This is a genomic window from Mesorhizobium sp. WSM4313, from assembly GCF_002294725.1.
Classification (GTDB): Bacteria; Pseudomonadota; Alphaproteobacteria; order Rhizobiales; family Rhizobiaceae; genus Mesorhizobium.
Genome location: NZ_NSFT01000002.1, coordinates 203,499 through 223,711, shown reverse-complemented (window position 1 = coordinate 223,711; position 20,213 = coordinate 203,499). Strand labels below are relative to the sequence as shown.

Annotated in this window: 17 protein-coding genes; 1 reads left to right on the top strand and 16 read right to left on the bottom strand. The window is 65.1% G+C overall.

All coding sequences use genetic code 11. The features are described from left to right. Position 1: 1 nt before the first annotated feature. The 11 genes from icmH to tssA are packed head-to-tail and all read right to left on the bottom strand — an operon-like array spanning position 2 to position 11,987. On the bottom strand, positions 2 to 1,327 hold the full coding sequence (gene icmH, locus CK219_RS05820; protein ID WP_095765817.1) for a type IVB secretion system protein IcmH/DotU: 1,326 nt from the start codon (positions 1,325 to 1,327) through the stop codon (positions 2 to 4). Between the two features lie 4 nt (positions 1,328 to 1,331). Then, a complete protein-coding gene (tssK, locus tag CK219_RS05815) occupies positions 1,332 to 2,666 on the bottom strand; it encodes a type VI secretion system baseplate subunit TssK (RefSeq protein ID WP_095765816.1) in 1,335 nt (444 codons plus the stop codon). 35 nt (positions 2,667 to 2,701) lie between these two features. Then, positions 2,702 to 3,154 (bottom strand): type VI secretion system lipoprotein TssJ, encoded by a 453-nt coding sequence (gene tssJ, locus CK219_RS05810; RefSeq protein WP_095765815.1) that lies wholly within the window; start codon positions 3,152 to 3,154, stop codon positions 2,702 to 2,704. A 4-nt stretch (positions 3,155 to 3,158) separates the two neighbouring features. Next, the gene (gene tagH, locus CK219_RS05805; protein ID WP_095765814.1) at positions 3,159 to 4,598 is read right to left on the bottom strand and encodes a type VI secretion system-associated FHA domain protein TagH; all 1,440 of its coding nucleotides are present in this window, start codon (positions 4,596 to 4,598) and stop codon (positions 3,159 to 3,161) included. Further along, the gene (gene tssG / locus CK219_RS05800; protein ID WP_095765813.1) at positions 4,598 to 5,662 is read right to left on the bottom strand and encodes a type VI secretion system baseplate subunit TssG; all 1,065 of its coding nucleotides are present in this window, start codon (positions 5,660 to 5,662) and stop codon (positions 4,598 to 4,600) included. Before tssG ends, tagH begins: the two co-directional genes overlap by 1 nt. Next, positions 5,626 to 7,500 carry a type VI secretion system baseplate subunit TssF gene (tssF, locus tag CK219_RS05795; protein WP_095765812.1) on the bottom strand — a complete coding sequence of 625 codons (1,875 nt, stop codon included), beginning with the start codon at positions 7,498 to 7,500 and terminating at the stop codon, positions 5,626 to 5,628. The genes tssG and tssF overlap by 37 nt, the downstream gene beginning before the upstream one ends. A gap of 1 nt (position 7,501) precedes the next feature. Beyond that, entirely contained in the window at positions 7,502 to 8,254 is a 753-nt protein-coding gene (gene tssE, locus CK219_RS05790; protein WP_095765811.1) for a type VI secretion system baseplate subunit TssE, read from the bottom strand. Further along, positions 8,241 to 8,717: an Hcp family type VI secretion system effector gene (locus CK219_RS05785; RefSeq protein WP_095765810.1), complete on the bottom strand. Its 477-nt coding sequence runs from the start codon at positions 8,715 to 8,717 to the stop codon at positions 8,241 to 8,243. Before CK219_RS05785 ends, tssE begins: the two co-directional genes overlap by 14 nt. 45 nt (positions 8,718 to 8,762) lie before the next feature. Further along, positions 8,763 to 10,268 (bottom strand): type VI secretion system contractile sheath large subunit, encoded by a 1,506-nt coding sequence (tssC, locus tag CK219_RS05780; RefSeq protein ID WP_042638543.1) that lies wholly within the window; start codon positions 10,266 to 10,268, stop codon positions 8,763 to 8,765. 3 nt (positions 10,269 to 10,271) lie between these two features. Beyond that, entirely contained in the window at positions 10,272 to 10,808 is a 537-nt protein-coding gene (tssB, locus tag CK219_RS05775) for a type VI secretion system contractile sheath small subunit (protein ID WP_095765809.1), read from the bottom strand. A 6-nt stretch (positions 10,809 to 10,814) separates the two neighbouring features. Next, a complete protein-coding gene (tssA, locus tag CK219_RS05770) occupies positions 10,815 to 11,987 on the bottom strand; it encodes a type VI secretion system protein TssA (protein ID WP_095765808.1) in 1,173 nt (390 codons plus the stop codon). 332 nt (positions 11,988 to 12,319) lie between these two features. Here tssA and tssH point away from each other — a divergent pair, with 332 nt between their 5' ends. Continuing rightward, entirely contained in the window at positions 12,320 to 15,154 is a 2,835-nt protein-coding gene (gene tssH / locus CK219_RS05765) for a type VI secretion system ATPase TssH (RefSeq protein ID WP_095765807.1), read from the top strand. A gap of 83 nt (positions 15,155 to 15,237) precedes the next feature. Here the strand turns inward: tssH and CK219_RS05760 are convergent, their stop codons facing one another. From CK219_RS05760 to CK219_RS05740, 5 genes are read right to left on the bottom strand one after another with little or no spacing between them, the layout of a single operon-like run. Next, complete coding sequence (locus tag CK219_RS05760; RefSeq protein WP_095765806.1) at positions 15,238 to 15,975, bottom strand: ribonuclease activity regulator RraA; 738 nt, start codon at positions 15,973 to 15,975, stop codon at positions 15,238 to 15,240. 24 nt (positions 15,976 to 15,999) lie between these two features. Next, positions 16,000 to 17,163: a mandelate racemase/muconate lactonizing enzyme family protein gene (locus tag CK219_RS05755; protein ID WP_095765805.1), complete on the bottom strand. Its 1,164-nt coding sequence runs from the start codon at positions 17,161 to 17,163 to the stop codon at positions 16,000 to 16,002. Between the two features lie 32 nt (positions 17,164 to 17,195). Further along, on the bottom strand, positions 17,196 to 18,293 hold the full coding sequence (locus CK219_RS05750) for an ABC transporter ATP-binding protein (protein ID WP_095765804.1): 1,098 nt from the start codon (positions 18,291 to 18,293) through the stop codon (positions 17,196 to 17,198). 10 nt (positions 18,294 to 18,303) lie between these two features. Next, positions 18,304 to 19,194: a carbohydrate ABC transporter permease gene (locus CK219_RS05745; protein WP_095765803.1), complete on the bottom strand. Its 891-nt coding sequence runs from the start codon at positions 19,192 to 19,194 to the stop codon at positions 18,304 to 18,306. Further along, positions 19,191 to 20,150: a sugar ABC transporter permease gene (locus CK219_RS05740; RefSeq protein WP_095765802.1), complete on the bottom strand. Its 960-nt coding sequence runs from the start codon at positions 20,148 to 20,150 to the stop codon at positions 19,191 to 19,193. Before CK219_RS05740 ends, CK219_RS05745 begins: the two co-directional genes overlap by 4 nt. Between the last annotated feature and the right edge of the window lie 63 nt (positions 20,151 to 20,213).

Here is a 20,213-nt window from a genome sequence, read left to right as displayed (position 1 = left end):
CTCAGAGCCTCTTCTCGACCAGAACCTCGACGCGCCGGTTGAGCGCGCGACCCTCGCGCGTCGAGTTGTCGGCCGCCGGATCGGTTTCGGCGCGCCCCTCGAAAGAGATGCTCTCCGGCGGCACGCCGGCTTGCACCAGAAGCTTGGTTATGGTTTCGGCGCGCGCTTCCGACAGCCGCTGGTTGCTGGCCAGCGGGTTGGACTTTTGCAGGCGCACATTGTCGGTATGGCCGACGACGGTGATTTTTCCGATCAGCTCCTTATTGTCCAGGATCACCTTGGCGATCGCTGCGATCAGCGGTTCGTATCCTTCCGTCAGCGTCGGCCGGGAGGACTGGAACAGCTCGGGATTTGAGGACTGGATGATCAGCTTGGCCAGCGAGACGCTCTCGGTGCCGCTCAGCGCCCCCTTGAGGTTGTCCGGCGCTTCGGCCTTGAATTCCGGCAGCAGCGCGAAATCGACCGGTTGCGGCTCGGGCGCGGGTGCATCCTGCTTGGGCGCGGCGCGGGTGATGTCGCCGCGCGAGGCCGGCGGCAGCGTGCGCACCAGCGCGGAAAGCTCGACCGCCTGGCTGCTCAGGCCCATCGACAGGCCGATATAGGCGGCTGCGGCGACGACGATCGCGGCAAGCGCCATCACCCAGATCGGCACGATGAAGCGCTGCGGCTCGTCGGAGGCGATCACGCCTTTCCAGTTCGGCGACAGCGGTGCGTCCTCGGCGTCCGCATTGCGCAGGAAGCGCGCCGCCGCCACGCGCACGGCATTGAGCGAGCGGTCGCCGGCGCGGCCGGGCACCCGGTATTTGCCGCGGAAGCCGAGCGCCAGGCAGTGATATTGCAGTTCCAGCATCTCGCGGTCGCGGTTGGGATGCCGTTCCAGCTCGTCGAGGCGCGTGAAGAACTGGGTGCCGGCATCGACATCGCCGCGCAGCATGACCACCAGCGGCTGGCGCGGCCAGGCGCTGGCGCCGCCCCACGGCGTGTTGAGCGCCAGATCGTCGAGCAGCGCCGCCACCGCCCAAGCCGCCTGGTCGGCGCGCTCCAGCGACGAGCCCGCGGCAACAGCGGCATCGCGCGCCCGCACCAGCTCGTCGAGCAGGCGCGTGCGCATGACTTCCGGGTTCTCCGGCGCCAGCGCGCTTTCGAGCTCCGGCGCGAATTCGAGCAGCGGCGCGAAGATGTTGATCAGCGTGTTGGGATGGGCACGCGCCCGTTTGACCGGCGCGCCGGGCGCCAGCGGCGCCATCGGCCGGGGCGCCGCACCGGTCAGGCGGATGCGGGTCCGCTCGCGATCCTCCGACAGTCCGAAAGGATCATCCCGGCTCATGGCCTCACCTGTTCACCGAATAGCAGTCGACCTGCGGCTCGCTCGGCAGTACACCGGAAACACCGATGACGAAGCCGGGCGCGTCGAGCAGCGAGGCCCAATGCTCGCTCTTCTGGTCGAGCTCCAGGCACAGCCTGTCGCCGTCATACGGGATCTCGCGCGGCTGCGAATGCAGCGGTTTCAGCGGAATGCCCGGCAGGCGCGACTTCCATAGGCCTTCGAACTGGTCGGCGGAGCCGACCGTCGCCTGGTTGACGAAGATCTTGCGCAGCGCGTCTTCCGAAAGCTCGGAGCCGACGCGGATGACGATGCGGCTGGCGACCAGCAGTTTCGGATTGTCGATGCGCACCTTCCACACATTGGTCGCGTGCCGCATGACCGGCAGCGCGCGCGACTTCGGCTCGATATAGCGCAGGCTGAGGATGAGCGAACGCAAGGCATCCGCCAGCGCCATATAGGCGGGGCCGGGCGCCATGTGGTCGTAGGCCGGCAGCTCTCCGAGCCGCCGCGAGCTCGAGCCGTAGGTGGCCATCTCGCCGGCGAGGCCGGCAAGCTCAAGATAGAGCTCGGCCGGATGGAAGACATCCTGCGCCAGCATATGCGCAAGGCGCGGCCGCGCGGCATTGGCGAGATGCAGCATCAAAAGGTCCTCGACGCTGCGGCCGGCGCCGCCCATCACCATCTTGCCATGCGCCTCGGCGATCTGGTCGAGGCCGGTGACGACCTCCTGCAGCAATTGCCGGTACCAGTGGACGGCGCCGGTGATCAGCGTCGGCGGCAGGAAGGCCTGGTCGAGCGAGACGCCGCCATCGGCGCGCACGCCTTTGATGTCGGCGACCGGCAGCGCCGTATAGCCGCCAACCGATTTGCCGGGCGCCAGCAGCACCGCTTGCGGCCGCGCGATCTCGATCTCTTCCGGATCGGCGCCGCCCTGCACGGCATCCCGCACCGCAACGATCTTGCCGTGGTAGCGCGCGCCCGTCGACGCGGAATGCGCCGGATCGAAGCCGACGCCGCCGGGCGGCTCGAGCGGCAACGCCACCAGCACCGGCCCGGCGCCGGTGTCGGCCGTGACCGGCAGCGGCTTCGGCGCGTCCATCAGTTCCGGGATGGAGAAGGGCGTACCGTCCGGGAAGATGCCCCGGGCGGACACGATCGACACCTGGCCGGCATCGAGCAGCGACTGGTCGAGCGTCAGCTGCTGGAAGCCGAACGTATGGAGCTGGCCGGCCTGCAACGCGCCGCGCACCATCCCCTCGAAGAACCGGTCCTGCTGCTGGAAGTGCTGGGTCCTCAAGAAGAGTCCCTCGGACCACAGCACCCTGTTTGCGTCGCTCATGCCACTGCTCTCTGCACTGCCGTGCTGTCTCGTCGTCAGGCGGAAATGCCGCCCTTGCCGAGGCTGACGTTGATGGTGAATTTCGACCCCGGCGATACCGACTTGGTCGTGCGCCAATTGCGTCCGCCTGGCTCGCGGATCAGCGCGACGAAGCCGAGCGCCGTCGCGTTCGGTTCGACCGTGATGGTCTTGGCTGCCGTCTTGCCCGGAGCGACCGAGATTGCGTCCGATCCGATGAGGTCGGCGCCCAGCGCCGAGCCGGCATCGCCCTGCAGCGCGAAATAATCGGCCGAGTTGAACTTGCCTGTGCTGGCAAGCCGCATCACCAGCACGGTCACCGGCCTGTCGCCGCCGCCCGGTCCCGGATTCATGCCGGCGCCACCGGTCACGTTGACCGAGATGACCGATGGTTTCGGCGGGCCGCTCTGGCAAGCCGCAAGCAGCCCCGTCGCGCCGATGGCGACGATGAATTCACGTCTGTCGATCATGTCCCTACTCCTCTTCGTATGCGTCCCTGAAATCTGCGCCGATCTCGCCCAGGAAGCTCGATTCCGCGCTCTGGGCGATGTCGCGATGGCGTTTCTGGTAAAGCTCCCACAGCTTGGCATTGCGCCCGCCGGCAAGCAGATTGCCGATCGCCGAATTGGACTTGAGCTCTTCCTCGATCGCGGCCGGATCGAAGCGGTCGATCATGCGCCGCAGCGCCGCCTGTACGCCGCGCCAGGCGCGCACGTGATGCTGCGCGAGGTCCTTCACCGCGTCGCCGATCGCCGCCTCGCCGGACAAAAAGCCGGGACTGCGTTCCGCGATGATGGTGACGATGACATCCTCGACCGTCGGCAGGAATTTGAGCGGGTTGACCTCGGAGGCGCCGACCATGGTCTGGGCGACGCGCGCGCTGCCCTTCTCCTCGGCGCGCTTGCGCAGGAGCTGCATCAGCCCATCGAGCATCAGCCGGTACTCGCGCCCGAATTTCTCCATTTCGGCGATCGGATCGCGCCCGGGGAAATCGGCCTCCTCGACGCCCATGCCGCGCAGGAACGCCGCGCGCAACGCCATGTCGCTGGGCGCCGGTTGCATCGAACGTGACGGTTTGGGAGCGGGACGCGGCGGCGCAGCGGGTTCGGCCCGCACCGGCATCTCCCATGGGCGGGCGGCCTGCGGCTTCTCGGCGGGCCGCTCGACGCGGCGAGCTGGATCGGCACTGTTGCCGGAAGCGGGCGTCGCGGCTGGCCCGAAGCCGAAATCGTCGAAGCCGGACGGTTTCGCCGCGGGTTCGGGCATATCGCTGCGCAACGGCATGTCGCCGAAGCCGAACGGATCCGACCTGCCGACGGCGGGCTCGTCGTTCGAGGCCGGCGTCGCCACCGGATCGAGGCTGAACGGATCGTCGAACGCCGGTGAGCTGCGCTGATTGGAACTGCGATCGTAAGCTCCGGGCACAGGCTGCTCGAACGGATCGGGCAGCCCGGCCGGGCGCGGCCGCAGCGGCTCTTCCTCGACCTTGGCCGAGAAAAAGTCGTCGCCGCCGATGCTGGCCGGCGTCCGCGATCGCGGCGACCATGCCGGCTCGGCGTTGGCGATCGGCGCCTGGCTGATCGAGGTGTGGCCGGCGCTGGGCTGCACCTCGACATGGAGCACATAGTCGCCCATGCGCAGCCGCATGCCGCTTTGCAGGCGCGTCGACCTGCCGGTGCCGAGCGGGCTGTCGGAATCGTCGATGAACAGCCCGCTGCTCGACGTGTCGGTGACGTAATAGCCGTCGCGGCCGCCGCTGATCTTGCAGTGCGCGCGTGAGACGAACATGTCCGGATCGTCGATCTGCCAGCCGGCATCGGCGCTGCGGCCGATCACCAGCTCGCCCTCGTCCAGCCGGGCCTGCCTGACCACTTGCGAGCGCGGGCCTTGTTCCAGGGTCAGCAGCAGGCTCATCAGGCTGCCTCCGCCATGTCCGGCCGCCAGCCGACGATGGTGCGCAGCCTGAGATCGTCGGCGTCGCCCTTTTCGGCAGGGCGCGCAAGCCAGGAGGTACGGCCGAGCTGGATGGTTCCCATCTTCGGCGAAGGCACGGCGTCGCGCGCGAGCACGATCCTGAGATCGACGTCGAGCGCTTCGCCGATCATGTCGCGCACCGCCTTCTTGAACAGGGCAAGGCGCCGTTCTCCGGGCAGGAACGATTTGAAGTCGTCGAGGCTCAGCGGGCCGACGCGCAATTCGATCCGGCTCTGCCGGCTGAAGACGCGCGGGCCGATCGTTGCTCCGCCGCCGAGCGCCGCATATGCCTTGCCGATGCGGCTCTGCAGCGCCGTGGGAATGGTGATCCAGGCGGCGACGAATTCCTTGATTTCAACCGGCACCTTGAAGGCCGTGGCGAGAAAAAGCGTTAGCCGCTCCGCGCCGTCGACCTGGTTGGCCAGCGATCCGGCCTGGCGCAGCCGCACCGCATCGAGTTCGGAATCCTGCGTGCCGGGAAGGCCGATGCCGGCCATCGCTTCCAGCATGGCGCGGACGCGCCCGCCGACCGAACGTTCGATCTGCACCGCCGGATGCGCATCTGCCCATGCGCGGTAGTAGAGCGCGATCATGCGATGCTGCAGGATGTTGACGAAGTCGACGAAGGTCGTGTCGCTGGTCTGCTCGGCGCCGGCGCCGGTGAACCAGCGCTGCGACAGCCGGTCGAGCACCCAGCGCGTCAGATGCAGCGGCATCGGCCCTTCCGGCCCGAGCAGGCCGAGATTGGCGATCGTCACCCGCGCCGGCGCCTTGTCCGTAGCGTCCTGGAATTTGATCACGTCCCTGGCCGAGAAGCTCAGTCGCACATGCTGGCCGAGCCTTGCCGGCTCGCGGTCCGCGGTTCCGGAATGCCCGAACAGTCCGCGCCGCTGCTCCAGGCGGCGCAGCAGCTCGAAGAAGTCGAAGCTCTCCGACAGCGCCTCGGCCTCGGCTAGGGCGGGCTGCGCTAGATCAGGTAGCGATTGCCGGGCATCATCGGCCATGGCACATCCTCCTGCTTCTGCAGCAGCCGCGTACGCGTCCGCACAAAACCGTTTATCCCGGCATGGCGGGCAAACAGCCGCGCCAGCAGAGCCGAAAGCAGCAGCGTGCTCTGGCCCGCCAGAACCGACTGATCGACATGCAGGGTCACCTCGGCGCCGCGTCCGAAACACATCGGCCCGTCGATCTTGAGCCGCTCGATCACCGGCCGCGAATCGATCCGGGTGATCGAATGCACGTTGCGGGCAAGGCTCGGATCACCGCGATCGGCATAGAGGTCGAGCAAGGCATGCAGCGGATCGACGCCGCGGCCTTCCTTGGCGAGGCTCAGGAAATTGAGCGAGAGCTGCGCCACCAGCCGCCACGCGAGATTGTCGGCGCGGGATTCGCCTTCGGCGCCGGCCGGCAGCGCCGCCGGGATCGCCGGCTGCGGCGGCCGCAGCGCGCCGAGCAGGCGTACCGCTTCCACCGGGTCGGCGGTCTCCAGCGTCAGCGACGGCGTATCGTCCAGGATCGGCAGGTCGCGGTTGGTGCAGAGCGCCATCACGTCGAGCCGCTTGAGCGGCCGGTTCGGCTGGCTGCCGGCCGGACGCGAGACTGCGATAAAGACATCGTCGCCGGTGTAGGAGGTGCGGGTCAGGCCGTCGCGCCGTTCATCCTCCGTGGCCCGCCGCGGGCGCCGCTCGGCCGAATAGACCCAGCCGCTGCCGCGGTTCTGCCCCAGGCTGAACAGTTCGGGGATGGTCGCCTCGCTGCCTTCGGCATCGGCGTCTTCCACCCGAGTGACCCGGAAGATCTCGAAATCGCGCGCCCGGGTGCGGTCGGCGTGCAGCACCTGGCGCGTCCGGCGCGAGTCGATCTCGATGACGTTGCACTCGCGTTCGAAGAGATTGATGATCGGCGTCGCGAACAGCTCGAAATCGGCCACCGTCACATCGGCGAGTTCCGGCACCGGACGCCGGAATAGGAAGATGATCTCTATTCCCCCATCGCACTTGCGCACCACCGGCTGCAGGCCGGCAACGCGCACATAGTGGAAGCGTTCGGGGATCATGAAATATTCGCGCAGCAGCCGGTATCCCTCAAAGGTCGGCCGCGTGCGCGGCATCAGCGCTTCATCGTCGTGGATCCCGACCATTTCTGGCTCGGGCAGCGCGGTGAGCGGATTGGTCTTGCCTTCCGCCCGCGCGCCGACGGCCGAACAGGCGCCGAAGATCGCATCGAAGATGAGCGGCGCCTTGGCGCGCCCGGCGAAATAGAGATCGAGGCGGTCGAGCGACAATTCGCTGAGCTTGCCCTTTCCGGTCCGGGTAAGCGCGATGCGGAACGCCGCTTCGCCGCGAACGCCGCCGACAGGCGCGATGCCGGCGGCGGCGAGTGCGCTGCGGTCCTGGAAATAGCTGACCGAATTGATCGCGATCGGCCAAAGCGTCACCTCTTGCGCGGTGGTGAAGGTTGAGCGCGTCGAGAGCCCAGGATGAAGGCCGGAAACCAGCCGCGTGCCGCGCGCCACGGCATGGCCGGCGATCATCGATTGCACCTGCTGTCCAGGTTTCAGCACGGCCATCGCCGTCGCCGGCGCCGGCGTCACAAGGTCGGGATAGAGCACGTCGAGCACGGCGCGCGAGAAGCGCGAGCGCTCGGCGTCGACCTTCAGCCGCGTGCGCGCGGCAAGAAAGGCCACGCCGTCGAGCAGCCGTTCGACATAGGGATCGGGGCAGGGGACGGTATCGAGGGAAAGGTTGCGGGCCACCGCCGGATGCATGTCGGCGAATTCCGCGGCCAGCGCGCGGATATGGGTCAGTTCCTCTTCGTAATACTCCACGAAGACCCGATCCATCTCAGGTCTCCCGGAATTCGGTTCGCGCCAGGCCGTTGTCGAGATTGATCGTGGTGCGCAGCCGCATGCGTTCCGGCGTCGGCGTCATGATCAGCACGGCGTCGATCTCGATCTTGAGACCGACGGTCTTGTCGCCAAGCGTGACGTTGACGGTCGTAGCGCTTTCCTTAAGGCGCGGCTCAAAAGTGGCGAGCACCGCACGGATTTCGCGCGCTAAAGTATCGCGGTCGAAATCCCGCGACGAACGGCCCGAAAAGGACGGCACGCCGTAATTGACGACGCTGCGCCGCACCTCCGGAAAGTCGGCAAGCGGCGGCAATTCGTCCAAGGGCTGTTCATGCTCGGCGTCGGAAAGCATCGGGACGGACTCGAAACGCTCTGTGTTGAACAGGGCCTCGATATCGCGCCGGACCGCTTCCCTGAGCACGCGCGCCGACACCACCACGCCGCGGCTTTCGATCTCGGTGCGGTGCTCGGTCTGGAAGACCAGCCTGTGCAGTCGCCGTTTCTGCTCGGGCGTCAATTCCGCATCGGCATCGATGACGCGGGCGCTGCCGGCAAGAAGGGCCTCGACGCGCTCGGCGCCGAGTTCTTCATCCAGCAGGCGGCGCAGCCCGTCGATCTCCGACGTCAGCCCGGGCAGATCGTTGACAAGGCGGTCCCAGAGGGAGGGCTGGACCGCCTCGCGCTTTGCCCGAGAGCTGCCGGCGAGCTGCGCCTTCGCGGCCGGCCGCTTGGCCTCACTTGCCGACATAGACGTCCATTTCGATCTCGTCGTCCTTGTCGTAGACGAACTTGATTTTCTTGTAGGCGAAGCTGACCTCTTCCTCGATCAGGTCTGGCTCGTCGTGCGCCTGCCGCATGTCGTATTCCATGATCGAGGCGTCGGTGAGCGTCACCACCAGATAGTCGCTGGTCTCGCCGTCGATGGTGCGGCGTGCCGAGAACACCACCTCGTCGAGCGCCTTGTTCTCGAACAGTGCCTTCTTCAGATAGGGCGACGACTTGTCGTAGTGCTTGATGAATTTGATCATACCCATCGACACGCGGCCGCGCCGCGAGAGCGAATTCGGGTCGTAGGGCGCGATCATCTTATAGTCGACGCCATGGATCTCGATTTCGTCTTCATGGCCGTCGCGCTTGCTCGGGCCTTTGATGTCCGGGACTTTCAGGAAGCCGTCGATCTTCGTCGAAGGCGCATCGGTTCTCTCTGGCATTGTCTTTCTCCACCGCTACAAACAAGATGACTTTGCTTAACGATTTCACCCCTTCACCGACGGCAGTTCCGATACCAGCCGGAGCGAGGCATTGATGCCTTCCAGCTGGTAGTGCGGACGCAGGTAGAAACGGGCATTGTAGTAACCGGGCCGGCCCTCGACGCTGTCGACCTGGACCTCGGCCGCGGCGAGCGGGCGCTTGGCGCGCGCCTTGTCATCGGCAAAGGCTGGATTGGCCAGCACATACCGGTTGATCCATTCGGTCAACCAGATCTCCATGTCGGTGCGTTCCTTGAACGAGCCGATCTTGTCGCGCGCAATCGCCTTGAGGTAGTGCGCGAAGCGCGAGACCGGGAAGAGGTAGGGCAGGTTGGCGGAGAGCCTCTCGTTCGCCTGGGCGTCGGGATCGACCAGACGTCCGGCGCGCGTCTCGTCGTCCTGCAGCGAATGCGCGCCGATGAAGGCCGCCAGGTCGGTATTCTTGCGGTGCAGGATCGGCATCAGGCCGAGTTTCGCCAGTTCCGCCTCGCGCCGGTCGTCGATGGCGACCTCGGTCGGGCATTTCATCGCGATCGATCCGTCGTCGGTCGGGAAGGCGTGCACCGGCAGGTTGAGCACCGTGCCGCCATTCTCGACGCCGCGGATCTGGGTGCCCCAGCCATAGAGCTTGTGGCTGCGGTTGATATTGACGCCCATGGGAAAGGCGGCGTTCATCCAAACATATTTGTTGTGGTCGCCGCCCACTTCCTCCTCGAAGGTGAAGCCCTTCACCGGAACGGTTTCCGAGCCGTAGGGCAAGCGCGCCAGCACGCGCGGCATGGTGAGCCCGATATAGCGGGCGTCCTCGCTTTCGCGCAGCGACTGCCATGAGGCATAGGCCGGGTTGTTCACGATCATCTGCAGGTCCTGCGGGTTCGGCAGTTCCTGCCAGCTGTCCATGCGGAACAGCCGCGGCGAGGCGGCCGCGATGAACGGCGTGTGCGCCGAGGCGCAGACGCCGGAAATGTTGCGCAGCAGGCCGACGTCGCGCGGATGGTTGGAGAACTCGTAGGCGCCGATGATGCAGCCGATCGGCTCGCCGCCCAGCATCGAATATTCGTCCGTGTAGACCTTCTTGAAGATCGGGCTCTGGTCCCACATCTGGCCTTCATAATCCTCGAGCGTGTCGGCCAGCTGCTCCTTGGAGATGTTCATCACCCGGATCTTCAGCTTGGTATCCGTCTCGGTGTTGTTGATCAGGTACCAGAGGCCGCGCCACGTGCCTTCCATTTCGCGCACTTCCGGCGCATGCAGGATCTCGTTGACCTGCGTCGTCAGCATCTTGTCGATGCCGGCGATCAGCGACTTGATCGACTTGATCGCATTGGAAGAGATGGTTGTGGTCTCGGAGCGCGACTGTGCGGCCAAAGCCAGGTTGCGCACCAGTTGCTGCAGCTTCTCGCTGTCGTCCTTCTTGACCTTGAAATCCTTTTCAAGGAGTCCGCTGAATTCGCCGAGATCGATGGCTTCCGCCTCGGCGGTGGCGGCTGCGGTCTTTTGCTGTTCGGCCATGACTTACTCCTCGCCCTTGCCGTCATCCATCGCCTGGCTGGCGATCTTGCTCAGCAGCGGCTCGTTGTTCAAAAGCTGCGCGATGCGTTTTTCGGCGTCGACGCGGCCGTCCATGAAGCCCAGCAGCTCCTCGAGCTGACGGCGCATCTTCAGGATTTCGGCCAGTTGCGGGACCTGCTCGGCGATCTTGTCCGGCGCGAAGTCGCCCATCTTGGAGAAGGTGAGATCGACCATGAGCTCTTCCTCACGCTCCTGGCCCTCGGCCTGCGGCAGGGTGTTCTTCACCCGCGCCTTCACGCGCGGCCCCATCGCCTCCATGAATTTCGGGAAGCGATTGGCGTCGGTTTCGACGAAGTTGCGGTCAAGCACCGACTTCGATGCTTCCTTGGTCTGCGAAGCGCCGGCAAGGTCGGCCATCACGGCCATGACGAACGGCAGTTCGATCGTCGTCGGGCTGCCGTAAGTTTCGACGTCGTAGGCGATCTGCACGCGCGGCGCGCGGTTTCTTTCGATGACCTTCGCTTTGCTCTCTGCTGGCATGCTTTTCTACCTTTCATCCTTCTGGGCCGGCTTCTTGGGATCGGGAACGCCGGCAAGCAGCCGGAACTCCTTCAGCCCCGACGGGGCGAGATCTTCCATCAGTTCCACGAAATCCATGTGCACCATCCGGCGCACGCGCCGCGCGAGATGCGGAATAGGGCTGGACGGTTCGGTGCGGTCGTAGAAGGCGACCACGAGGTCGAGGCATTTGACGACCTCGTCGCGCGAGTTGATGCGGTCCGGCAGACCGGCGCCCGCGGCCACAGGGCTTGCCACACTTGCCATCGTCTCGGCTCCATGACCGTTGCGGGCGGGCATTGCTGGTTCCGCCGCCGCCTGCGGAGCGGCCTTCGCGGCTCCATTCGCCGTGGCGCCGGCACCGGAATTCCGCTCCAGCGTCGTCAGCAAACGCTGCAGGAACTTCTTCAATTCCGGAACAGTGGCGCCATGGCCGTCGATGCGGGCGTTGAGCGCGGCGTCCACCGCGTCGAGGGCAGCGATCGCGGCCCGCGCGTCGGTGAGCAGCGAGGTCATCACATCCGCTGCTTGATCGATTTGCGCTGCGCATCCGGTGCGCACGCGGTTCAACAGCTGATTGTGGGCGCTCGTCAGCGCCGCCTTTTCGGCGGCCCCAAGGCCAGAGGCCGCTTCCTGGAGCATGACGCGTTCGTCGAGCGCAGCCTGTTCGAGGTCCCGGCCGCTGATCGGCCCGATCGCGCGCGGGGAGAAGAAGGCTATCTGCCTGAGGTTCGCCAGCAAGCCTTCCTGACCGTTCTGCAGATCGAGCAGCGCATTGATGCGCCGCAAGGCAGCATCGCGCGGCGCGCCCGTCCGCAGCGACGGGTGCATGGTGTCCCAATACTGCTCGAAGGTTCGCGCAATCAGCGTCAGGCCCCGGGCGAGGCCGGCCAGCCCTTCCTCGTTGGCCAAGGCCCGCGTGACGATAACCTGCAGGCGCAGGTCCCGGCCGCGGGCGCGCAACTCTTCGGCCTTTTCGAGCACCGCCGCCCAGTCGACAGGACTGGGTTGCGAGGTGGGCTTGCTGTTACCGTTATGGACAACTTTGAGCTGAGGCTCGGCCAGGCGCTCCAGCTCATGAAAGGCCGGGTCGTTGCGCAAGTCCTCTCCCGACGGATTCTCACCGTTCAGAGGATTCAGCCAGAGTGCGAGATCAATCACACCAACCCCCAGCCAGCGGCCCTGAGACCCCTATGTAACGTAACGTTATCACCGGCTTCGCGCGACGACAATTGAGCACCTGCGCAAAAACTAACGGAAGCTAAACGCGACCGTTCTCTTCGGCGAAACCCATTGCGCGATTGCCGGACCCGGTATGTGAAATGGCTCGCATAGCCCGGGCAGCAATCGTGTTTGTTGGCCACGAGTTTGCAAGGCTTGTGTATCCGGGCGGTGCCGCCCGGATAGATTCAAAAACCTTATCCGCCATGCGGCTTTGTCAAGCAGCCGCTTATATGGCAGGGTACGGTCGGCAGGTTGCGGGAGCAGGTTCGATGGAACAGCGCCGGTCATCGCAGAGCTTCAAGCGTAAGGAACTGGTTGCCAAGCTGAACGCCACCGGGGTGCGCGCCTTCAAGGCCGCGGCCGACACGGCCAAGCTGCGCGGCAATCCTTATGTCGAGCTTGTCCATTTCATCCAGCAGTTGGTGCTGTCAGAACGCTCGGATGTGCAGATGATCATCGCCGACGCCGGACTGGATGCCAGCCGGCTGACGGCCGACATGACCCGAGCCATCGATAAGCTGCCCTACGGCGCCACCTCGGTGGAGGAATTCTCCGACCACATCTTCCACGCCATCCAGGAAGGATGGAACCTTGCGACGCTGGAGTTCGGCGTCGAGGAAGTGCGCAGCGCCCATATCCTGCTTGCCTGCCTGAAGACGCCGGTGCTGGAAGGCCTGGTCTCCAAGATCAGCGCCGAATTCGACAAGATCGACGCCGATGGGGTCATCTCCCGCTTCGCCGATGTCACCGAAGGCTCGCTCGAGGCCGGCTCACCGCCCGCCGACCACGCTGCCGAGACGCCGATGAAGCGCGGTCCGGGCGGGGATTCGGCGCTGGCGAAATACGCCACCGACCTCACACAGCGCGCCCGCGACGGCAAGATCGACCCTGTCGTCGGCCGCGACCCGGAAATAAGGCAGATCGTCGATATCCTCATGCGCCGTCGGCAAAACAACCCGATCCTGACTGGCGAGGCCGGCGTCGGCAAGACCGCGGTCGTCGAGGGTTTTGCGCTGCGGATCGCCCAGGGCGACGTGCCGCCGACGCTGCAGAATGTCAGCGTGCGCATGCTCGATGTCGGGCTGATGCAGGCCGGCGCCAGCGTCAAGGGCGAGTTCGAGAAGCGGCTGAAGGCGGTCATCGACGAAGTCCAGGCCTCAGAGGTGCCGATCATCCTGTTCATCGACGAGGCGCATACGCTGATCGGCGCCGGCGGCGCGGCCGGGACCGGCGATGCCGCCAATCTCCTGAAACCGGCATTGGCGCGCGGCGAGCTTCGCACCATCGCGGCCACGACCTGGGCTGAGTACAAGCAGCATATCGAGAAGGACCCGGCGCTCACCCGCCGTTTCCAGGTGGTCAAGATCGATGAGCCCTCGGAAGCGGTGGCCGTGCTGATGTTGCGCGGCGTTGCCGGCGTGCTGGAGCAGCACCACAAGGTGCAGATCCTGGACGAGGCGATCGAGGCCGCGGTCTCGCTCTCGCACCGCTACATCCCGGCCAGGCAATTGCCGGACAAGGCGGTCAGCCTGCTCGACACCGCCTGCGCCCGCGTCGCGGTCTCGCAGCATGCGACGCCGGCCGAGGTCGAGGACATCCTGCGCCGCCGCCAGGCGCTCGAGGTCGAGAGCGGCATCATCGGCCGCGAAGCCGCGATCGGCATCGACGTCGCCGACCGGCAGGCCCGTGTCGACGCCGGGCTGGCGGAAACCGAGACCGCTTTGGCCGCCGCCCAGGCGCGCTGGGACCGGGAAAAGGCCTTGGTGGCCGAGATACTCGACCTGCGCGCAAAATTGCGAGGCGAGGGCGTGCCGTTCGATGCGGCGGACGATGAGGTCACTGCGGAGGCCGAGAGCGCGGAGGGCGCGGCAAAGGCGCCTGAGCAAACGGCGCCCGAGAGCAAGATCGGCGAGAGCAAGACTGGCGACGGCAAGCCTGCCGAGACCAGGAATGCCGAGGCCACGAACGCCAAGGCTGCGAAGGCCGAAGCGGTGTCCGCCGAGCCGGCAGACGAAGCCGCTGCCAATCTCGCGCGATTGCGCGAGCTGATGGCCGATCTTGCCGCGGCGCAAGGCGAGACACCGCTCATCCTGCCCTCGGTCGACCGCAATGCGGTCGCCGCCGTGGTGCAGGATTGGACCGGCATCCCGACCGGACGCATGCTGTCCAGCCAGACCGAAAAGGCGCTCAGGCTCGCCGCGACCCTGTCCGAGCGCGTCGTCGGCCAGGATCACGCGATGGAGATGATCGCCAGGCGCGTGCAGACCAGCCGCGCCGGCCTCGGCGCGCCGGAAAAACCGGTCGGCGTCTTCCTGCTTTGCGGCCCCTCCGGCGTCGGCAAGACCGAGACCGCGCTGGCGCTTGCCGAGACGCTCTATGGCGGCGAGCAGAACCTGATCTCGATCAACATGTCGGAGTTCCAGGAAGCGCATACGGTCTCTACGCTCAAGGGCGCGCCGCCCGGCTATGTCGGCTACGGCAAGGGCGGCATCCTGACCGAGGCGGTGCGCAGGAAACCCTATTCGGTGATCCTGCTCGACGAGGTCGAGAAGGCGCATCCCGACGTGCACGAGATCTTCTTCCAGGTCTTCGACAAGGGCATGATGGACGACAGCGAAGGCCGCCGCATTGACTTCAAGAACACGCTGATCCTGCTCACCTCGAATGTCGGATCCGACGTTATCATGGATCGCACGAAGAACGGCACGGTGCGGACCGGCATCGACGATCTCGATAACGCGCTGCGCGCCCCGCTGCTGAAGGTCTTCCCGGCCGCCTTCCTAGGCCGCGTCGTCACGATACCCTATTACCCGTTGTCGGATTCCATGATCGAGGCGATCGCACGTCACCAGTTCGGCAAGATCGCCAAGCGCCTCAAGGATACCAACGATGCCGAGCTGGTGATCGGCGACGGCGTCATGGACCTGGTCAAGGCGCGCTGCACGGAGATCGAATCCGGCGGCCGCATGATCGACGCCATCCTCACCAACACGCTGCTGCCGGAGCTCAGCCGCGGCGTCCTCAACCGCTCGCTCGAGGGCAAGAAGATGGCGAAAGTCATCGTCGGCGCGTCGCCGGAAGGATTTACCTATTCGTTCGAATAGGCCTTCATGGCGAGGGAAGCCGCCTTTGCGCGACCGGATGGTCGATGCCTTGCGCCGCCGGGCCGGGAGGCCCGCTTGCCAACTTAAAGGCGTCTTGTCCTGCGCCACTCCTCATACTCTGCGCGGGCATCGTCGTGCAGCGGGTAGTAGCGTTGCAAGGGAGCGCCCTGCATCAGCTTCTCGCGTGAAAACTCTTCCCAATCGTGGTGTTTCTGAGCCTCCTCGATGACCTTGGCGGCCATTGCGACGGGAACCACCACCGCGCCGTCATCGTCGGCGACGATGATGTCGCCGGGGATCACCGTCACGCCGCCGCAAGCAATCGGGACGTTGACCGCATTGGGATAGATCCTGGTCTGCACATGATAGTTTGGCGTCCAGCCGCGCAGCCATAGCGGCAGATCGAGCTTTTCGACATTGGGCCGGTCGCGCATGCATCCGTCGATGACGATGCCGGCGCCGCCTCGGCCCTTGAAATAGGTGGACATCATATCGCCGAAGACGCCCGAGCTCATGTCGCCGCGGGCGTCGACCACGACCACGTCGCCCTCCTGCGCATGATAGAGCACATGCCGGTGCAGTTGCGTTTCCGGATCGGTATATTCTCCCTCGTCGAACAGGTCCGGCCGCTGCGGCAGGAACTGCAGCGTCAGCGCCGGTCCGACGATCGATTTGCCGTGGTTCTGCGCCACCGGGCCGACCATGTGAGGCTTACGGAAGCCCATGTGGCCGAGCGTGCCGGCAACTGTGGCGGCGCCAATCTCCCTCAAGGCGTCGATCAGGTCCTTGGGCGGCCGCGTGATGTCAGGCGTATGCGTCATTATCGGACTCCGGTTGGAATTGAATTACCAGTTGGTGACGGAACCATCGCGGCGCTTGAGGTGAGGCGCTTCCCAGAAACGGAAACTCTGCCCCTTGATCGCCTCCTCGTTGACCTCGACGCCCAGCCCCGGCAGATCGCTGACCGGATAATCGGGGCCGTCGAGCCTTGGCTGTATGGGGAAGAACTCGGAACTGTCGAAGCCCAGCTTTCGTTCGGGCGCCCTGGTTTCGAGCCAGGCGAAGTTGGGCACCGCGGCGGCGAGATGCATGGTCGCGGCGGTGCACACCGGACCGAGGGGATTGTGCGGCATCAGATCCACATAATGCGCCTCGCTCCAGCCGGCGACCTTCATCGCCTCGGTAAGCCCGCCGACATTGCACACATCGAGCCGATTGAATTGGTGGATGCCGCGCTCGATGTAGGGCAGGAACTGCCATTTGCTGGCAAATTCCTCGCCGATGGCGAAGGGGACATCGGTCATCCTGCGCAGGGACTCGTAGGCTTCCGGCGTCTCGTCCCGAATCGGCTCCTCGAGGAAATCAAGCACGCCGCGACCGAGCTTGTTGCAAAAGCTCGCCGCCTCTGCGACCGACAGCCGGTGATGGTAGTCGATGCCGAGCACCACGTCCTCGCCCAGCGCCTCGCGCGCCTTGTTCAGCATGCTCGCCGTAGCGCCGATCGACTCGCGCGGCTCGAATATGTCCTTGCTGCTTTGCCCGACGGGGAAGAAGCGGATCGCCTGCCAACCTTGGGCGCGCAGTTCTCGGGCTCGTTCGATGGCGACATCCCCCTCGGCCTCGTCTCCGGTCGAGGCGAAGGTTGGGATACGGTCGCGCTGCTTGCCGCCGAGCAGGTCATAGACCGGCACCCCCAGCGCCTTGCCCTTGATGTCATGAAGGGCGATGTCAATGGCGGATATCGCCGCCTGCAGAACACGCCCGCCTTCGAAATACTGGCTGCGATAGGCTTCCTGCCAGATCCGCCCGATCTGCATCGGGTCGCGGCCGACGAGAAACTCGCGATAATGCTCGATCGCGCCGGTCACGGCCTTCTCGCGGCCGCTCAAGCCGCTCTCGCCCCAGCCGAAGATGTCCTGGTCGGTCTCGACCTTGACAAGCATCTGGTTGCGCGTTCCCACCCACGCCGGATAGGGCTTGATCGCGGTGATCCTCATCTTCGTCGTCATCCCCGCCCAGGTTCCACGCGTGTTCGCCCGCCTCAGTTGGCCCTGAGGGCCATTTCGGTTTCGCCGTCGAACAGATGCATGCGCTCCTGGTCGAACTCGAGCCAGATTTGCTCGTCAGGTGCGACGGCGATGTTGGGCGAAACGCTGATATTGACGATGGCACCGGAGAGGAAAGCCTGCACGAAGGTGACGTCTCCGGTCGGCTCCACCGTATAGGCCTTGGCCGGAATGGCGCCGGGGACCGCGGTCTTGTGCAGCTTGATCGTCGAGTGACGTGCGCCGAGCACGATCTTCCTGGAGGTGGCTCCTTGGATCTTGCGCGCGTTGGCTTGCGACAGCGCGAGGGTCCAGCCCTCCGCGCTGGTCAGGACGGCATCGCCGTTTGCGGTGGATGCTTCCAACGGAATTAGGCTCATTGCCGGACTGCCCACGAAGCTTGCGACGAACATGTTCACGGGGTGCGCGAAAACCTGCGCCGGCGAATCATATTGCTGCAGGTAGCCGCCGTTCATCACGGCCATCCTGTCCGCCATGGTGACGGCCTCCAGCTGGTCGTGCGTCACATAGATGATGGTCGCCTTCAGGTCCTGATGGAACCGCTTGATCTCGGATCGCATCTGCACGCGCAGCTTTGCGTCCAGATTGGAGAGCGGTTCGTCCATTAGGAACACGGCGGGATCCCGAACGAGGGCCCGGCCCAGCGCCACGCGCTGCTGTTGCCCGCCCGAAAGTTCGCGCGGCTTGCGCTCGAGCAGCTGCGTCATGTCGAGCACGCGCGCCGCTTCCCTGACCTTCCTGTCGATCTCGTCCCGGGGCAGCTTGCGCATCTGCAGCGGGAAGGCGAGGTTCATATAGACCGACTTCTGCGGATAGAGCGCGTAGTTCTGGAACACCATCGCGATGTCCCGATCCTTGGGGTCGAGATCGTTCACCACCCGGTCGCCGATGACGATGTCGCCCGATGTGACGGTGGTCAGGCCTGCGACGAGGTTGAGCGTGGTTGTCTTGCCGCAGCCCGAAGGACCGACGAGCGCGACGAACTCGCCGTCATTGACCGTCAGCGACACCTCGTTGACGGCTCTGAAGCTGCCATAGGTCTTGACGAGATCTTTGAGGACCACGTGGGCCATCGGCAACTCCCTAGTGTTTGACCGCGCCTTCTGTCAGGGCGCGTACGAAGTAGCGTTGCAGGAGGAGGAACAGCACCACGACGGGCACGCTCATCATGAAGCTGGCGGCCATCAGGCCCGGAAAGTCGGTCGTGTTCTCCGAGAAGAAGCGCTGGATGCCGACCGGCAACGTCAGCTGCTCGTTCTTGGAGAGGAAGGTGTAGGCGTAGATGTACTCGTTCCACGCGCCGATGAAGGAATAGATCGCGGTGGCGATGATCCCCGGCGCCGAGAGCGGCATCACGATCAGGATGAAGGCCTGGAACCGCGTCGCCCCGTCGATCCGCGCGGCCTGCTCGAGCTGCACCGGGATGTTGTCGTAAAAGCCCTTGAGCAGCCAGATCGCCAGCGGCAGCCCGAAGGTGAGGTAGGTGAGAATGAGCGATCCATGCGTGTTCACGAGCCCGATCGCGCGCATCAGGATGAAGAGCGGCACGAGAAAGATCACCGCCGGGAACATGTTGCGCAGCAGCACGGCGAAGAACAGGAAGTTCCGGCCCGGGAAGGTGAAGCGCGAAAACGCATAGGCCGCGGGAACCGCCACGATCACCGAAAGGATCGTCGTGGCGGTCGAGACGAAAAGGCTGTTCCAGAAGAAGCGCAGGAAGTCCTGGCCGACGCTGTTTTGCGGATCGAGCAGTTTTTGGTAGCTGTCAAGGGTAGGCTGGTCGGGCCACCATTGCGGCGGGAGTTGCATCGCCGCGAAGCCGGACTTGATCGAGGTGAGCAGCATCCAGACCATCGGCAGCGCAGTGTAAAGCAGCATGAACACCAGGAAGATACGCCCGCCCCACCGCCATCCGTCGACGCGCACACCGCGGCGGGCCTGGTTCCGAGGGGCCGTCTCGGCAATCGTGCTCATGCGCTCCCATCCTTCCGCTCGTTGCCGCTCAGCGCACGGACATAGAAATAGCCAAGTGTCATCAGGATGAGGAACAGCAGCACCGAATAGGCCGACGCAACCCCCCAGCGCTGCCGGCCGAAGGCGAGCTCATAAATGTGGGTGATCCAGATATGCGATGCGTTGGACGGCCCGCCGCCGGTCATGATCCAGGGGATGATGAAGGAATTGAAGTTGGCGACCGCCAGAAGCAGGATCGTCACCGTCGAGACGTTTCTCAGATGCGGGAAGGTGACGTGCCAGAAGCGCTGCCACGCATTGGCCCCGTCGACTTTCGCGGCGCGCAGCAGCTGATCGGGCACTGTCTGCAAGCCGGCCATCATCATGATCATGGCGAATGGAAACTCGCGCCAGATATTGACGACGATGAGGGAGGGCAGCACCGTGCTGACGCTGTCGATGAAATTGGGTGGCCGGTCGGCCAATCCGAGCTCGACCAGTACCGCGCCGATGATCCCGAAATCGGAATGGTAGATCCACTTCCAGATATAGGAGGCGGCGACCGCACTGATGACCCAGGGAATGATCAGGATGGCGCGCAGGACACCGCGGCCGATGAAGTCGCGGTGCAGCGCCAGCGCGGTGGCAAATCCCAGGACAAAGGAGATGAAGGTGGAAGCAAATGTCCAGATCAGGGTGTTCAAGGTGACTTGCCAGAACACCTGGCTTGTCAGGATGGCCGTGTAATTGTTGAAACCGACGAAGATCTTGTCGCGGAGCTGCAGGCCAGGCGGCGTGTTGAAGAACGACAGCTCGATCGTGTAGTAGATCGGATAGGCGATGACGACGAGCATAACGGCGATCGCCGGGAGCACATACGCGTAGTCGGCGCGATGCTGCCAGATCTTCCGCGGCAGCCCCGACCAGCCGGATTGCAATCTTAGGCGAGCCTCGGTCTTGCCGCTCACGATCGTCACTTTGGCGTGCCCTTGTTGTTCGGAACAACCGGCTGCGTCGTCGGCGCAGCCGGTGAGATCGCG

Bases quoted from the DNA above. Each gene is read 5' to 3' on its own strand.
- CK219_RS05755 (WP_095765805.1), bottom strand. From the start codon at position 17,163: ATGACGACGAAGATGAGGATCACCGCGATCAAGCCCTATCCGGCGTGG.
- tssC (WP_042638543.1), bottom strand. From the start codon at position 10,268: ATGGCCGAACAGCAAAAGACCGCAGCCGCCACCGCCGAGGCGGAAGCC.
- tssB (WP_095765809.1), bottom strand. From the start codon at position 10,808: ATGCCAGCAGAGAGCAAAGCGAAGGTCATCGAAAGAAACCGCGCGCCG.
- tssJ (WP_095765815.1), bottom strand. From the start codon at position 3,154: ATGATCGACAGACGTGAATTCATCGTCGCCATCGGCGCGACGGGGCTG.
- icmH (WP_095765817.1), bottom strand. From the start codon at position 1,327: ATGAGCCGGGATGATCCTTTCGGACTGTCGGAGGATCGCGAGCGGACC.
- tssE (WP_095765811.1), bottom strand. From the start codon at position 8,254: ATGTCGGCAAGTGAGGCCAAGCGGCCGGCCGCGAAGGCGCAGCTCGCC.
- CK219_RS05760 (WP_095765806.1), bottom strand. From the start codon at position 15,975: ATGACGCATACGCCTGACATCACGCGGCCGCCCAAGGACCTGATCGAC.
- tssG (WP_095765813.1), bottom strand. From the start codon at position 5,662: ATGGCCGATGATGCCCGGCAATCGCTACCTGATCTAGCGCAGCCCGCC.
- CK219_RS05745 (WP_095765803.1), bottom strand. From the start codon at position 19,194: ATGAGCACGATTGCCGAGACGGCCCCTCGGAACCAGGCCCGCCGCGGT.
- CK219_RS05750 (WP_095765804.1), bottom strand. From the start codon at position 18,293: ATGGCCCACGTGGTCCTCAAAGATCTCGTCAAGACCTATGGCAGCTTC.
- tssK (WP_095765816.1), bottom strand. From the start codon at position 2,666: ATGAGCGACGCAAACAGGGTGCTGTGGTCCGAGGGACTCTTCTTGAGG.
- CK219_RS05785 (WP_095765810.1), bottom strand. From the start codon at position 8,717: ATGCCAGAGAGAACCGATGCGCCTTCGACGAAGATCGACGGCTTCCTG.
- tssF (WP_095765812.1), bottom strand. From the start codon at position 7,500: ATGGATCGGGTCTTCGTGGAGTATTACGAAGAGGAACTGACCCATATC.
- tssH (WP_095765807.1), top strand. From the start codon at position 12,320: ATGGAACAGCGCCGGTCATCGCAGAGCTTCAAGCGTAAGGAACTGGTT.
- tagH (WP_095765814.1), bottom strand. From the start codon at position 4,598: ATGAGCCTGCTGCTGACCCTGGAACAAGGCCCGCGCTCGCAAGTGGTC.